This is a genomic window from Chitinophaga niastensis, from assembly GCF_003014755.1.
GTDB lineage: Bacteria > Bacteroidota > Bacteroidia > Chitinophagales > Chitinophagaceae > Chitinophaga > Chitinophaga niastensis.
The window spans coordinates 945559-961140 of sequence record NZ_PYAW01000002.1; the positions used below are offsets into that span (position 1 = coordinate 945559).

Sequence of the window (15582 nt, forward strand, 5' to 3'; positions counted from 1 at the left end):
GATTACCCTGATGGATGCCGAAGATCAAAGAGAAGATTTTCGCGGATATCCTCGATATAAAACAACATAACACCCATCAGGGTAATCCATTCAATCTTAAAAATCCTGGTTCAGACAATCATCCTTTAATCCTGGTTCAGACAGTATTTTCATAATAATTACTTAACATTAGCGCCTCAAATGTTAACTAATAATTATGAAATAATTAAGCTTTTGTAATACTGCCAAAACTACAGATTATACTCAGAATTGGCCGATTGTTTTGTCAAAAAAAACAATGATCAACCACCGTTGCTGTCTACTATTTTTTCTGTTGTTTCTTCCTGGTTTATTGTTCGCACAAAGTGCTACCGTAAAAGGGGTAGTGTTTGATGCAAAAAACAACACGCCGTTAGTGGGTGCATATGTTCATCTCGACGGATCTCATCAGCGTGTTACAACAGATGCTGAAGGTAAGTATGAGTTGACCGGTATCAAGCCCGGCGCTTACAAAATGAAAGTTGAGTACATAGGTTATCTGAAGTACGAAAAGAAAGTTCAGATTACCGGTTCTCAGTCGGTAGCGTTAAATATCAGCTTGTCGCCTACCATTGCTGCACTGCACAGTGTGAGCGTATTCGGTAAAATTAATGGTGAAACGGATGCGGCATCCAGGTCTGCTGAAAAAACGGCCAACAACATCACCAATGTAATCGGCGCACATGCCATGGAGCGATCGCCGGATATTAATGCGGCCAATGTATTGCAACGGGTGTCCGGTGTTACTATCGAGCGCAACAGCGGCGCTGATCAGGCGTATGCTATTGTAAGAGGACTGGAACCACGTTATAGCAATACATTAATTAACGGCATCAAAATTTCCAGTCCTGATGAAAAGTCGAGGTACGTTTCATTGGATGTGGTACCATCAGATTTATTGCAACGTATTGAAGTAAGTAAATCACTGTTGCCGGAGATGGAAGGAGATGCCATTGGTGGTACGGTGAATCTTATTTTTAAAGATGCTCCGGATGCTCCTTTATTTAAGGCGATGGCTTCTGTGGGTTACAGTAATATATTTTTCGACAGAAAATATACCAGCTTTTCGAAATCGGATATTCAGAAAAAGAGTATGTACGATAAAAATGGTGCGGCTTATGTAGCCAAACCAGGCGATTTTAGCCGCTCTAACCTCGATTTTAAGGATAAGACGGCACCGCCTACCACAACGGTCGGATTTACCTACGGACGTCGTTTTTTAAAGAACAAGCTGGGCTTGCTCATCGCGGATAATTTTCAGAACCAATATTACGGCACCAATTCGGAGTTTAATATTGTAGCACCGGATAACAAAAATAATTTCAAGCCGGGCATCACCGACGTGGCCAACAGAACTTATTCTACCCAACAGTTGAATAATGGTTTGAGTGCCCACCTGGATTATAATATCAACGACCGGAATAAACTCTCGCTGAATAATGTGTTCCTGTATAGCTACATGGCACAGTCGCGTTTAAGCATTGATACTTCCATTACCGGTGGTAATGGCGGTCGTGTAGGTCCGGGTACCGGATCTGTATTCAATGATAACAGATCGCTGACAAATCATCAGTACCTGGAAAACCTGAAGCTGGAAGGTAAGCACATACTTTCCCGTCACTTCTTATTTGACTGGGCCGGCGTTTATTCCAGTGCTGCTAAAAAATCTCCAGACAGAGCAGACATTGCCATTGATCATAAAATAAATGCGGACTACACCAGTACTCCTTTTTATTTTGATGGTATCAGCCGGATCTGGCAGCATAACACGGATAGGAACGACCAGGTACAGGCCAATCTTACTTATAAACAGAGCATTGGCAGCGCCGTACTGGAATTAAAGGCAGGTGGCTTGTATCGTCATAAGATACGGGAGAATGCGCAGGATCAATACCAGCTGCGTCCTATACTGGGCAGCAGTAACACCAAGCAGCCATTTACAGATATTTATGCTGCACAATGGGAAGTGTATAATCCAAAAGGCACCGCTGATTATGATGTGAATGCTTATCACGCTTTTGAAAATATTTCAGCTGGTTTCGGACAGGCAAAATTGTCTTTCCATAAGCTGGATGTTTTTGGCGGCGTACGTGTGGAAGGCACTTCACAGGGATTTGATTATGCTAACTATATTGCCACACTCGCTAATAATGTCCGGATAAAATACCGCGACTTATTACCCAGCGCCATGTTGAAGTATAAACTGAATGAAAAAACAAATCTGCGGGCATCTTACTATAAATCTATATCCCGCCCTAACTATTTTGAATTAGTACCATATACTATTTTAGGGACAGATTATAACCAGATGGGTAACCCTAATCTGAAACACACCGTGGCAGATAACTATGACATCCGTTATGAGTTATATCCGAAGGAAGATGAAGAATTTTTTATAGGTGGTTTTTATAAGAGCTTAACCAATCCTATTGAAAATGTGTTGCAATCCTTAAGCAGTGGTGATTTAGTGTATCAGCCGCAAAACGCTGCTGCCAAAGCTAAGATTGCAGGTGCGGAACTTGCCTTCACTAAGTTCTGGGGCAATATAGGTATTACCGGCAATTACACTTATATCTATTCAGATGTGTTTGCGCCTAAAATTGATCCGCTGGCACCTACTGTGGATAAACGAACCGTATATCAGCACCGGCCTTTACAGGGACAGGCAAACAACGTATTGAACCTGTCGCTGGAGTATAAAAATACCAGGAAACAAATATTTGCACAACTGGCTTATCAGTATGTGGGTAAAACCTTATCAGATCTGTATTTCAACACGGATTATGATTATTACCAACAGCCACAATCGTTCCTGTCGCTTTCCGCAGATAAAACATTCAACAAACATTTTACTTTATTCGGAAAATTCAATAACCTGTTGAATACCCCCACTATTGTAAGGATCAACGGTATTACTGTTGGTAAGGATATTTACAAGGCCAATTTCAATATCGGCGTGCGTTATTCACATTAATTTTCAAAAATCAGTTTATGAAAGCAATTTCACTTTCTTCAATATATATGGGTATTGTTTTAGCAGTTACCCTGAGTGCCTGTTCAAAGATGGAAGAAGTAACGTTTATACCACCGGATATTCCTACTTCTAATCCTATCACTTCTGATACCATTCCTGCTTTTGCGAAGGGAACTTTATTGGCCAATCATAGTTATACCATCCTGCAGGATGTTACCGTGAAAGCGGGCGATACTTTGCTGGCGCAGCCCGGTGTTACAGTGAAGGTGATGAATAATTCACAGATCATTGTACAGGGCGTATTAAAATCAGTAGGAACAAAAGATCAGCCTGTCAGCTTTAATTCTGATACCAAACAACCCGGTTCATGGGGAGGCTTTAAATGTGATCTGGCGCAGGCCGTAACAATTTTGTGGACGCGTGTGGAAAATACCGGCGGACCAGATCCAACCGGTAGTGCCCGACCTTCATTAACAGTGAAGTCACCTATTGTTGTAGATATCGAAGATTCCTGGTTCAGCAACGGACAGGATGATAATATTCTCGTAACAAGCGGCGCTAAAGTTACCATTGTCAGAAATACCATTACTTCCTCTGGTAAAGCTGATGGAGAAGGGATTAACCTGAAAGGTGCTGTAACAGGAGATGTGGCATACAATGTTGTTTTTAGTCAGGCTGGTACCGGCATTAAATTAGAAACAAGTAAATCTGCTCCTTTACCGCAAACCATTGTGAATATTTATAACAATACGCTGTTGTCCAACGGATGGCGCAGAGGTGCTGCAGAACCGGGCAGGGGAGTGTCTATAGGTTTAAATGCTATTGGTCATATTTACAATAACATCATTGTAAATTGTTACCAGGGGATAGAGATTTTTGGAGATGCGGATGCAGTTAATACCACGTACGGTAATAACCTGTTTTATGCAACTGCTGTCAGTTACACAGATAACACCGTTACACCTACGATTGATATTAATTTAAGACAGAATTTTTATCCGTCTGATGGTGTGGGTAAACCACAGGCATCTGATTTGATATCCACCAGTGTTGGTAATATGGATCCGCTGTTTAAAAGCTTTACAGGTGTATTTGCATCTCCTAATGGTGCACCATTGACGGCTGATCTTACCTTACAGGCCAGTTCGCCGGCTATCGGAAAAGGGAATGCAAAGTATAACGTGGATTTAGGTGCTTATACAACTGATGGTAAAGGAAATCAGCATACAAGTAATTAATGGGTAGGGAAGGCCTTCGGCCTTTGTCTTTTTCAGGATTAGATTGATTAAGATGATTTTTCTGATTTTATTTTTTTCTTATAAAGAACCCAATCTCATTTCAATAATCTTATAGAAATCAGATATAGATATTTTATAAAGAAAGATAAAATCAGAAAAATCATCTTAATCAGTCTAATCCTGAAAAAGACAAAGGCCGAAGGCCTTTAATAGAGCTGATCTTTTTTTGGATTCCTGGATGGAAGATAGCAGAATCATGTACACCGGGGGCTGGTTCAGGTGCTTCCTCAACAGGTATGCCGGCAGCTTCATTTGTGGCCACAAAGAAGTCAGTCACTTCTTTCAGTTTAAGCGGCAATGCTTTTCCGGTAGCAGTAATGTATTGAAAGGTATTTGCTTTAGCACAAAGCAATGGAAAGCGGAAGCTGGTTTTTGTGCTGCCATAATACCTCCTTTCATTCAGCATTATATCGTCGTAGATAGTTGGTATAATACTGTTACCTGCTTTATCCAATACACCGTATTTCCCTTCTTTTTTAACTAAAAAACCATTGCCGGAATCGTCCTGGTATACCTGGTCATATTCAACAGGAATAATGATCTGTCCGTAGTTGGTGGCATAGCCCATGTAGTAATCCAGTTGATTTTCTTTTGCTTTATAGAGGACCAGGAAGGAGTCTGCGCAATAATCATGGCTATTGCTGTTGGGCATGTAATCATATTTTACCGGAACAATTATTTTCCCTGTAGAATCCACAAAACCGTATTGGTACATATCTGTACTATCTTTCTTTTGCATCACCAGTGCGGTGCCGTGATCAAAGGAAAATACCCCGTCATAAACAGCAGGTACAATCACATTTCCTTTAGGATCTATAAAGCCAAATTTATCCTGCTGCTGAAAAGATGCCATTCCACCTGAGAATGTGCTGATATCAACAGGTAATCCCTGTTTTGTATAATCACCGGAAATTACTTTGCCGGTGGCGGCATCATATAGTTGTCGTTTGCCTTGCAGGGAAACAATCAGCAGCGCATCCTGGTCTGCGGGTGTTATGGTATCATAAGGCAGGGGATACAGTTGCCGTGTGATAGTATTGAATACACTGTAAGTGTTTTTGCCGGCATTCAGTGGCTGGCTCAATAACAGGACCTCCGGTGTAACTTTAGTAATGCTGTTAAATTTATCAGGATAAATCAGTTCTCCTTTTGCACTCCTGAGACCATACAACGTAACTGCTCCATGATAATTTGTGGTTTGTAATAATTTAGCAGTATCGTTCAGCTCTTCTATATAATCATATTGTGTCGGAACAATTTCTTTGCGTTCCTGCAAATCAAAATATCCTTTTTTGTTATTTCTTTTTACCTCCAGGTAATTACGGTTGTTGCCATATGCGGAGGAAACCTCATCGTATATAGCAGGCACCACTACTGCACCATTGGCATCAATAACACCATTTTTTCCCAGGTGTTTTACAGCGAAATAACCTTTTGATGCATAGTTGTAATCCGCTGCTTCCAGCTTCGTGTATTGAGGAGGTACTAATTTTTTTGTAAGAGGATTATAAAAGCCATGTAATCCTTTTTTCTGCAATCCCAGGAGTTGATAGTTTCTTTTGCCTTCGTAATTATCTATCGTAATATTGTCAAGCTGATCGTAAAGATCAGGAAAGCCTGGTTGGCCGTTCTTATCAAATACTACGTCTTTATCGTGTAGTTTTCCGGTAAAATACTCACCGGAATAGGAGTAAAGCCAGTCATCATATTTTGGCGGAATAATAATTTTTCCTGTGGTATCGGCTATGCCGTATTTACCGCCCACATTGATGCCTACATGATGATGGTCCTCATCAGTGCTGTCGTAAATGATATAATCATAGCGATAATCCAGTACTACTTTTCCTGCTGCGTTGAGTAAGCCGTATTTGTCTTTTTTTCTATGCATTACAAAACCATTGGCCAACTGTTCATCATCCTCTTCTTCCTCAGCAGGAGCGGTTTTTGCTTCTTTTGTATGGAGATTGATGACCATTTGTTTACCCTCTTTGAATAAACAATATACCCACTCGTCGCTGCGCATTTGTATATGTTGGTGGTCGTATTCAAAGGGTATCAGTATTTCATTATTGAAACTCACCACACCCCATTTGCCATTTTTCTGTGCAAATACATAATCAGATTTTGTTTCGCAGCCACCGCAATAATCGAAGCCTTCATATTCAAAAGGGATAACCACCTGATCTTTTTGATGGTCATAAACGCCCCATTTGCCATCCTGTTCCACATCAAAATAGCGACCATCCAGGTAGCCCACCCCATTAAAACGAAAGGGCATACCCAGCCCCGAAGGCAGGTAAAGTGATTTTTTGCCATTCAGGGAAACGGTCCACATATAATCCCAGCGGGTATCAATGGTATCATAAAGCGGTTGCAGGAGCCATCTTCCCTGGCTACTTAATATGCCCAGTTTGCCTTTCCTGCTTACTACCACGTGGTTTTTATGCAGATAGAGGGTATCGTCATCCTGGTCCTTTTCAGTAAAGTTGCCGGTGCCGTAATCGTTGCTGTTAGGCAGTATATTATCAAAGGCGTATTGGCCGGTACTATCTATATAAAAATGATCATTGCCTTTTGTGATGCGTGCAAATCCTTGTACAAAGCGGGAGCCGCCATCATAAGCAGGTACCTGTGCCCGGGTAATTTTGAACATAAACAGGAATATGGAGGAAACAAGGAAAAGGTGTTTCATATGTTATGATTATTTACCAAAAGTAGCATCGATGCTATTAATGAGCCAGCTGTTATTTTCTTTTACCAGTTTGTAAATTAGTTTGTAATGATCGGAAGTTTTAAAATCGATGGTGACAGTAGCCGCATTGCCGGATATTAACGGCGTTACTTTTTGCAGCCTGGCCAGTACTACTTTGTTATCTGGAGGGTCCTGGCTGAGGGTATACATATCAGCGTCCCTGGCAGTGCCGTAGCCATCTTTTTTGATGTCCTTTTCTATATCCAGGTAATATTCCTTTTGTGCTGATAAGTAAGCGGACGAAAACAGCCCGGTATTTTTGAGGTTATTTAAGTATACTTTTATGTAAGGTTTATTCAGTTTCAGGATATCCATGGCATCCATTGCTGCATAACAGCTATCCTCTTTATTTATAAAGCTGTTAGGCTTGCTTATTAAGGTAAATAGTTTTTTTACTGTTGTAACAGGATCACTTTGTTGGGCATACACTGCACGGGAAACAAATGACATTAAAATAATGGAGATAAATAATACAGACTGTTTCATTTTTTTTGTTTCTTTTTTAATATTGATTAAACCTCCCCAAATCAGCGATCTGCGGAGCCATAGTATCAGCATGCTTTTATTTTCGTTTTAATATCTGTTAAAACGAAAGGGCTGCTAAAATAAATAATAAAGAGGTATAAAAGATTTCCAAAGTTGGGGATGGAGTATCAGTTGTTGTGAGGAGTAAAGTGGTGGTATCACATTTTGTGATACCACTAAAGAATTATTTACATCATCCATCAATCAAATGTGGTACAAAGCGGCTTTTATTATCTGTGATCAGCGTATCGGATTCGCGGATACCAATACCTGCCGGCTGTTGTGCAATGACCCAGCTGCCAATTACAGGATATTTGCCATCATAGCAAGGTAGTTCAAACAGTTCCTGGAAAATATATCCTTCGCGGCCGTAGTTACCTTCGGAGTATTGCAGCAATTTTCCGTTGTCTACCAGGTCAATATTGGCCCCTTCGCGTGACAGGATCGGCTTTTTTACAAAGCGTTGCATGCCGTGCGCATCAAAATAAGCGGGCAGGAGATTGGGATGGTTAGGATACAGTTCCCATAGAATGGGCAACAGTGCCTTGTTTGAGAGCAACATCTTCCAACCTGGTTCTATCCAGAAAGTACGGTTATTATCTTCCGGGATATGCCGGCCAAAATCTTCTCTAACCATCCATTCCCATGGATAAAGTTTGAACATATTTGTGATGGGCTCTTCTTCCATATCTACAAATACGCGGGTATTTTCATTCCAGCCGAGGTCGTCCACGAATACGAGTTTGGTATCCAGACCGGCCTGCATAGCGCAATCGCGTATATACTCTGTATTGGTAAGATCTTCTAATGTTTGTTTAAGACAGGTGAAATGCAGTTTACCCGGATGTAGGTATTCTTTCAGGGTTTTCCAGCCATCGATCAGTTTTTCGTGGATAGAGTTAAACTGGTCTTTTGACTTGTCCATGTCCTGTAGCCAGAACCACTGTACGATGCCGGCTTCATAAAGAGAGGTAGGCGTGTCGGCATTGAACTCCAGTAATTTCAGCTGTCCGTTTTTATAGCAGAAGTCGAAGCGGCCGTAGATAGCCGGATGGTCTTCCTGCCAGCTGGCTTCTATATAGGGGATCACCCATTCAGGGATACCAAAGCGTACATACAGGTTGTTGTCCATGATATGCTGGGCAGCACCCAAACACATTTCCCACAGCTCCTGTGTGGCTTTTTCTATGTTTGTTATTTCACCCATGGTGAAAGAGTAGTAAACGCTTTCGTCCCAGTAAGGTACATCGGTTGTATGAAATCCAAATCCCAGCTTTTCCACCGCGGCCTGCCAGTTGTTGCGGGGCGCTGTTATTATTCTTTGCATGTAATTACGTTAATGGGTATACGTTAATAGCGGCATCAGGAAGATACGCTGAAGCCATTACCACCAAATCCGCCGCGGGAGACAGCGCCTTTTACAGGGTTGCTGCCCATATTGGCATGTTCGCTGATACCGCCGGAATAGTAGCCTGCGCGGTAGTAGTTGCCGCCATAATAAGACCCGTAAGGGCGGAAAGCATAATACCACATAACTGCACCAAGCCCCCCACCATAATGGGTGCGGTTGTACCCGGCGGTGCTATCGCCACGCATATACACCTTACGCTGATGATCAGGTGTGGGTCTGTGGCAGCTGGCCAGTACCGCCGTGATCAGTATCAATTGTATATGTACTGATTTTTTCCTGTTTACTTTTCTATTGGACGGTGACATAGATTTCGTAATCCTTTTGCAGTTTAATTTCTTTGGTATCGCCATGCTCATTTTCCCCTGTTTCGGTACCAATGCCAAGTGCCGGCACGGTATCGCGATGTACCACTGTTTTATACAGGTTGTAGTTAGCCCAGATCTTGTGTGTGGTGATCAGTACATCGTGTGTACTATCGAGGTGATTAGTGGTGATCATGGTTTCCACTGATCCTGCTTTGTTGATAGTAGTGGTAATGTCTTCATTGTCATTTTTATCATTGCAGCTTCCCAGTAGCAGGAAACTTGCAGCGATGCTACTAATCAAGAAAAATTGCCTGTTCATTTACGAATATTGGTTAGGTTCGAGATATAACAACATTATACAAAATTGGCCGGTATTCATTTGTTTGGGTGAAACTATCATGCGTCCCCTGGCAGTCATAAAAGTATTCATTTTTTTGATATCCTATATAGCTATTATGTCTGAATAAGATGCGGATATCTTATTTTGTTATATCCCTGGTTTAAAAGGACATTACCGGCTGGCAACAGTAATCATGAAAATTATAGATAGCTTTATATACCTTTGGAAACAACGATAGGTTTGCTATACTTATTTCAGATTTGGATTCGTTTTATATTGTATATCGTAACAGATGATGACTGATTACTCCAACCTTAGTGACGCTGACTTAGTACAAATGATAAATGCAGATGATCATCACGCGTTTACAGCCATCTATTACCGCTACTGGAAACGTTTGTATGTATTGGCGTATGACCGGTTACGCTCGCGGCAAATGGCGGAAGATGTGGTGCAGGATGTGCTGACTGGTTTGTGGCAGCGCAGGGGGCAAACTGTTATCAGGTCTTTACCTGCCTATCTGGCTACGGCCAATCGTTATGCAGTGTTTACCCAACTTTCCAAAATGATTCCGGTTACCACAGTAGAAGCATTGCCGGAAGCGGTGCAGGCAGTAGCAGATGATACTGCCCAGTTGCATTTTCTGCAGCAGTCTATGCAGGAACAGCTGCAGCAGTTACCAGAGAAATGCCGGCTGGTATTTGATTATAGCCGTAATATGGGCATGTCTAATAAAGAGATTGCCACGGAATTACGGATTTCCGAAAAAGCGGTGGAAAAACATATTACCAAGGCCTTGCAGCGTTTGCGTGTACAATTCCGGAACTATTTTCATATTTTATCTGCCCTTTTCTGACCCATCACTTCCCTGCCAGAAAATTTTTTTTCTTCAGAGGTAGGGTACCCGTCTTAATTTCAGACTCTACTATACAGGGAATATAAATCACTCATGCGGATGGAAATCAAAGAATTGGCCGTTTTATCAAAAAAATATCTTGCCGGCGAAGCCAGTGAAGCAGAAATTGCCCGTTTGCTGCATTGGTATAATGCTTATGATGAGCAAGCGTTAACAGCGCATATAGCCGCGGCTGATGATGAAACAGAAGCCATATTGGAGCAGCGTATGCTGCAGCGCCTGCATGCTGTTACTTCGCCTGTTCGCGTTCGTAAAATGTATTCCCTGCAACACAGTAAATGGTGGGCAGCAGCAGCCGTGCTGGCGCTGCTGGCAGTTGGCAGCATTTATTTCTGGCAACAGGAAAACAATAACACAATCGTTAAAAACCTTTCGCTTCATATAAAACCGGGCAGGGATCAGGCCATACTTACCCTGGCAGATGGGAGAGAGGTGAACCTGGATAGTACGGCCAATGGTTTACTTTCTTTACAGGGGAGTACAAAGGTAAATAAAACAGCAGCAGGACAAATTGTATATGATCACAACAGCGCAGGGGAGCCGGGTACAGCCATTTCCTACAATACATTGCGTACACCACGTGGAGGCCAGTTTAAAGTAACGCTGCCGGATGGTACACAGGTATGGTTAAATGCGGCATCTTCCATTACCTATCCTACTTTATTTACAGGATCAGAAAGAGCAGTGACCATTACCGGAGAGGCTTATTTTGAAGTAGCACAAAGTGCAAAACAACCCTTTTATGTAAAACTGAAGGATATGGAAGTGATGGTGCTGGGCACACATTTTAATATCAATGCCTATACTGATGAAAGTACTATTAATACCACCTTATTGGAAGGAGCGGTGTTGGTAAAAGCGGGAAGCAAAGCGCAGCACATTACACCGGGCCAGCAAACGAGGGTGAAGCGGGGAAGTGAAGACATTGCATTGTTGAAGCAGGTGGATGTAACACAGGCTGTTGCCTGGAAAAATGGTGTTTTTGCTTTTGATAATGCTGATATACCTACTGTAATGCGGCAATTAGCAAGGTGGTATAATATAGAAGTAAAATATACAGATAAAGTACCTCCCGAAACTTTTAATGGAGAAATCGGAAGAAGTTTGAATGAAGAAGAACTACTGAAAGTATTAACAAAAGCTGGAATACACTTTAAAATTGAAGAAGGAAAACGTATTGTCATTTTGCCGTGATTTAAAACCGATTATCAACCATTGCTGATATAGTAGTCAGCACTATTGTGCCGGGAACCACCAACACCTGCACAGATAGCATTCCATCCATGCCTGTAATGAATTTTTTTTGAGGTCCACCGGGCACGGGCATCTCATTTTTATCCATAAAAAAAACCTGGTGGTAAGATTGGCGTCTACACCAGGTTTTGATTAAAGGTTAACCCATTTAGGTAAGCTTTTTTCCGCTTTGATAAGCGGAAGAAAAACAAATAGTCAACCAAAAACCAATCTAAGGTATGAAAATTAATGTTGTTCGCAGCCCGCTTAGGCTTGCTATGCCATTACCAGGGGCTTTCATTACCAGGACATCCTATCAACCAGGGATTCTTTGTACAACCAAAATCAGGAGAGTGATGAAACTGACCGCAATTTTACTGACCATTTTTGCTTTACAGGTGAGCGCCAGGGGATTTTCCCAAACAGTGAGTGTTACCTGTAAAGACATGCCGCTGCCGGAAGTATTTACCGTTATCAAGCAGCAAACCGGTTTCCTGTTTTTTTACCGGAGTAAAGATTTATCGGACATCAGTCCTGTTTCCATTCAGATACGGGAAGTGCCTTTAAAAGTGGCGCTGGAGAAGCTGTTACAGGACCGGCCATTAACTTTCGATATTCAGGGGAACACTATTGTAATATCCCGTAAAATAGCCACTCCTGCAGAGCTTATGCTGTCGCCTGGTATTCCGGTGCCAGCAGATATAACCGGACATGTAGCGGATGAAAAGGGCAATCCGCTGCCGGGCGTTTCTGTGCATGTAAAAGGAAGTACGGCAGCAGCCATTACAGATAAGGATGGCCGGTTTATCCTTAAAAATGCAGATAGCCGCGCGGTGCTCCTCATCACCAGTGTGGGCTTTGAATCGCAAACGATTCTGCTGGATGGTAAAGTGAAAATTGAGGTAGTATTAAAAACGAAAGTAGATGAGCTGGAACAATATGTGGTAGTAGGTTATGGTAGTACCAAAAGAAAAGACCTCACCGGCTCCGTTGCTTCTGTGAATGTAGAAGAAGTAAAGAATGTTCCCTTTGCCAGCATTGACCAGGCGCTGGCCGGCAAGGCAGCCGGTGTGCAGGTAGTTCAGGCTGATGGCTCTCCGGGTGGAGTAGCTAAGATCCGTATTCGTGGCGGCACCTCCTTATTGGGCGGCAATGATCCGTTATACATTGTAGATGGTGTACAGATCACTATACAAAACAGGTACATTCAAAACCAGGCGGAAGCAGTAAATCCGGTAGAGCGTTTTGGTGGCGATGATCCTAACTCCTCTGTGGGTGGTTCCTTTGCAAGAGGACTGAATAGCCTGGCAGGATTGAATATCAGCGATATTGAAACGATCGATATCCTGAAAGATGCTTCTGCTACCGCTATATATGGTTCCAAAGCGGCTAACGGTGTGGTGATCATCACTACCAAAAAAGGAAAGCTGAACCAGAAGCCGGTGCTGGAAGCAAACTATTACACAGGCATGAGTACGCCCATCAAAGAAAAACTGCTGCATGCAGATCAGTACCTTACCCTGTTAAAAGAGGCAGCAAAAAATTTGAATGATGCCAGGGCAGCTGCGGGTAAAGCACCAGATGCGAAAGCCACCAACATTTTGACGAAACCGGATTTTCTGGGTACTGCCAATACAGACTGGCTTGGCCTGGTGTTACGTAACGGCATGTCCCATAATGCAGATATTTCTGTACGTGGCGGTGGAGCCGGTTCCCGTTATTATACCTCTCTCGCCTATACGAAACAGGATGGCGTATTAAGGGGTACCGATTTTTCCCGTATCTCCGGAAAGACTAGCCTGGATAATGAAATTACACATCGCTTCCGCGTAATTACAAATCTTGATTACGGGTTTACCAAAAACAATATAACCAACGGCATTTATGCACAGGGATTGTATGCGCCGCCTACATTGCCGGCGTATAATCCGGATGGCAGCGTTCATCAATTTCTGGGATCACAGATAGGCGGGGATGACTACCAGGGCTTCCAGAATCCCATGGCGCTGCTGAGTGGTATCAATGAAGGTAAAACAGCTTCACTCATAGGATCGTTGTCGGGTGAATATGATATCCTGAAAGATCTGAAATTCAGGAGTACGGCTTCTGTTAACTATAATAATTATCATCAGCTGAACTATGTGCCGAGTACAGCGGTGATTGCTTCTCCTTATGGTGTTGGCACCTCCAATGGCGGAACAGCTACCCAGGCGCAATCAGAGGATATCAATGTTTTTTATGAAAACACACTTACCTGGGATAAACAGTTCAGTGAAAATCACCGGGTGAACGTAGTGGCCGGAACTTCCTGGCAGAAGTACCGTTTTAATTCTTTCTCTGCCAGCGGACAAGGATTTCCGGATGATAAATATCTTAATAATATTTCCTCTGCTGCTGTTACGCTTCCGGCAACGGGCGTTTCCGGGCAGAACTCTTTGCTGAGTTTTTATATGCGCGCTAACTATGCCCTGAAAGAAAAATACCTGTTCACTTTTACCGGTCGCTCTGATGCATCTTCCAAATTTCCGGCTAATAACAGGGTCGGTTATTTTCCTTCCGGTGGTATTGCCTGGCGTATCTCTGAAGAACCATTTATGAAAAAAGCAAAATGGGTAAATGAACTAAAATTAAGAGCCAGTGCAGGTTATACCGGTACGCAAAATTTTGGGGATAACCTTTTTTATACACTGTATACACCCGGATCATATGGAGGTACCAATGCATTGGTGCCTACGCAGTTAGGCAATGATAAAATCAAGTGGGAGTCTACATTACAAAAAGACCTGGGGCTTGATTTCGCACTCTTCGGATCACACCTGCGCGGTGTAATCGGGTATTACGAAAAAAACACCACGGGACTGTTACTGACGGCTACTCTTGCACCCAGTTCTTCTTACAGCAGCGTAATTTCCAATATTGCTACCATCAATAATAAAGGTCTGGAGCTGGATCTGCGTGCCGATTTTATCAATCATAAAAATTTCCAGTGGTCAGGTGCATTGAATATTTCCGGCAACCGGGCCATTGTTCAGGATATTAATTATGATTTTACCAATCCTGCTGATGATGCAGCAACAGCGCAATATAATCTGGGCAACAGTATTGTAAGAAAAGGACAACCGCTGGGATTATTGTATGGACGGCAGTTTACAGGCATCATCCGCACCGAAAAGGAACTGGCAGATTATAAAAAGGCCTTTGTGTATGCTAAATATTTTGCGCCCTACCTGGGTATCGGTGATCCTATGTATAAACTGGACAGCACCGGATATTTTGCAAATGATGTGATTGGACATGCACAGCCTAAATTTTACGGTGGATTCACCAATACGTTCACGTTTAAGAATTTCAGCCTGATTACTTTGATGACCTTCTCTTACGGCGGACAAATATTTTACCTCGCAGATGGACAAAATAAATTTATCAGCGGATATACAAATAAAGGGGTAAGGATTTTAGACAGATGGACACCGGAAAATTCCACATCAGAAAGACCCAGACTGATATTGGGTCAAAACGGTACTGCTTATTCTGCCAGCAATGATGTATATGATGGCTCTTACCTAAAATTAAAATCCATCACACTTACTTATCAGTTACCAGCTAGGGTAGCCACCAGGATGCATATCAAAGATGCTTCCCTATACGTATCGGCCACTAACCTGTTTACCATTACCAGGTATCCGGGACCTGATCCTGAAGTAAGTAACAACCCGTATAGCCTGATCAATAGCAGTAATGATGTGAGCACTTTTCCTACTGTGAAGCAATATAGTGTAGGTCTGCGTTTCGGATTTTAAACAGCAAAAG

The 15582-nt window shown here is 42.5% G+C and carries 10 protein-coding genes; 5 read left to right on the forward strand and 5 right to left on the reverse strand.

What is annotated here, in order from left to right:
- Nucleotides 1–277 precede the first annotated feature (277 nt).
- A complete protein-coding gene (locus tag CLV51_RS12485; RefSeq protein ID WP_106528359.1) occupies nt 278–2992 on the forward strand; it encodes a TonB-dependent receptor in 2715 nt (904 codons plus the stop codon).
- 17 nt (nt 2993–3009) lie between these two features.
- Nucleotides 3010–4230: a right-handed parallel beta-helix repeat-containing protein gene (locus CLV51_RS12490; protein ID WP_106528360.1), complete on the forward strand. Its 1221-nt coding sequence runs from the start codon at nt 3010–3012 to the stop codon at nt 4228–4230.
- 169 nt (nt 4231–4399) lie between these two features.
- Here the strand turns inward: CLV51_RS12490 and CLV51_RS12495 are convergent, their stop codons facing one another.
- From CLV51_RS12495 to CLV51_RS12515, 5 genes are all read right to left on the reverse strand, one after another.
- Nucleotides 4400–6982: a WG repeat-containing protein gene (locus tag CLV51_RS12495; protein ID WP_106528361.1), complete on the reverse strand. Its 2583-nt coding sequence runs from the start codon at nt 6980–6982 to the stop codon at nt 4400–4402.
- A gap of 9 nt (nt 6983–6991) precedes the next feature.
- Complete coding sequence (locus tag CLV51_RS12500; RefSeq protein WP_146151274.1) at nt 6992–7528, reverse strand: hypothetical protein; 537 nt, start codon at nt 7526–7528, stop codon at nt 6992–6994.
- A gap of 232 nt (nt 7529–7760) precedes the next feature.
- Nucleotides 7761–8894, reverse strand: a complete 1134-nt coding sequence (locus CLV51_RS12505) for a glutathionylspermidine synthase family protein (protein WP_106528363.1) — start codon at nt 8892–8894, stop codon at nt 7761–7763.
- A 35-nt stretch (nt 8895–8929) separates the two neighbouring features.
- Nucleotides 8930–9283 carry a hypothetical protein gene (locus CLV51_RS12510; protein ID WP_106528364.1) on the reverse strand — a complete coding sequence of 118 codons (354 nt, stop codon included), beginning with the start codon at nt 9281–9283 and terminating at the stop codon, nt 8930–8932.
- On the reverse strand, nt 9267–9602 hold the full coding sequence (locus tag CLV51_RS12515) for a hypothetical protein (protein ID WP_106528365.1): 336 nt from the start codon (nt 9600–9602) through the stop codon (nt 9267–9269). Before CLV51_RS12515 ends, CLV51_RS12510 begins: the two co-directional genes overlap by 17 nt.
- Before the next feature lie 313 nt (nt 9603–9915).
- Here CLV51_RS12515 and CLV51_RS12520 point away from each other — a divergent pair, with 313 nt between their 5' ends.
- The 3 genes from CLV51_RS12520 to CLV51_RS12530 all read left to right on the forward strand — a co-directional run bounded on the left by CLV51_RS12520 (nt 9916) and on the right by CLV51_RS12530 (nt 15572).
- The gene (locus CLV51_RS12520) at nt 9916–10479 is read left to right on the forward strand and encodes a sigma-70 family RNA polymerase sigma factor (protein ID WP_106528366.1); all 564 of its coding nucleotides are present in this window, start codon (nt 9916–9918) and stop codon (nt 10477–10479) included.
- A gap of 99 nt (nt 10480–10578) precedes the next feature.
- A complete protein-coding gene (locus CLV51_RS12525) occupies nt 10579–11733 on the forward strand; it encodes a FecR family protein (RefSeq protein WP_158266986.1) in 1155 nt (384 codons plus the stop codon).
- Nucleotides 11734–12128: 395 nt separating this feature from the next.
- On the forward strand, nt 12129–15572 hold the full coding sequence (locus CLV51_RS12530) for a TonB-dependent receptor (RefSeq protein ID WP_106528368.1): 3444 nt from the start codon (nt 12129–12131) through the stop codon (nt 15570–15572).
- The last annotated feature ends 10 nt before the right edge of the window (nt 15573–15582 follow it).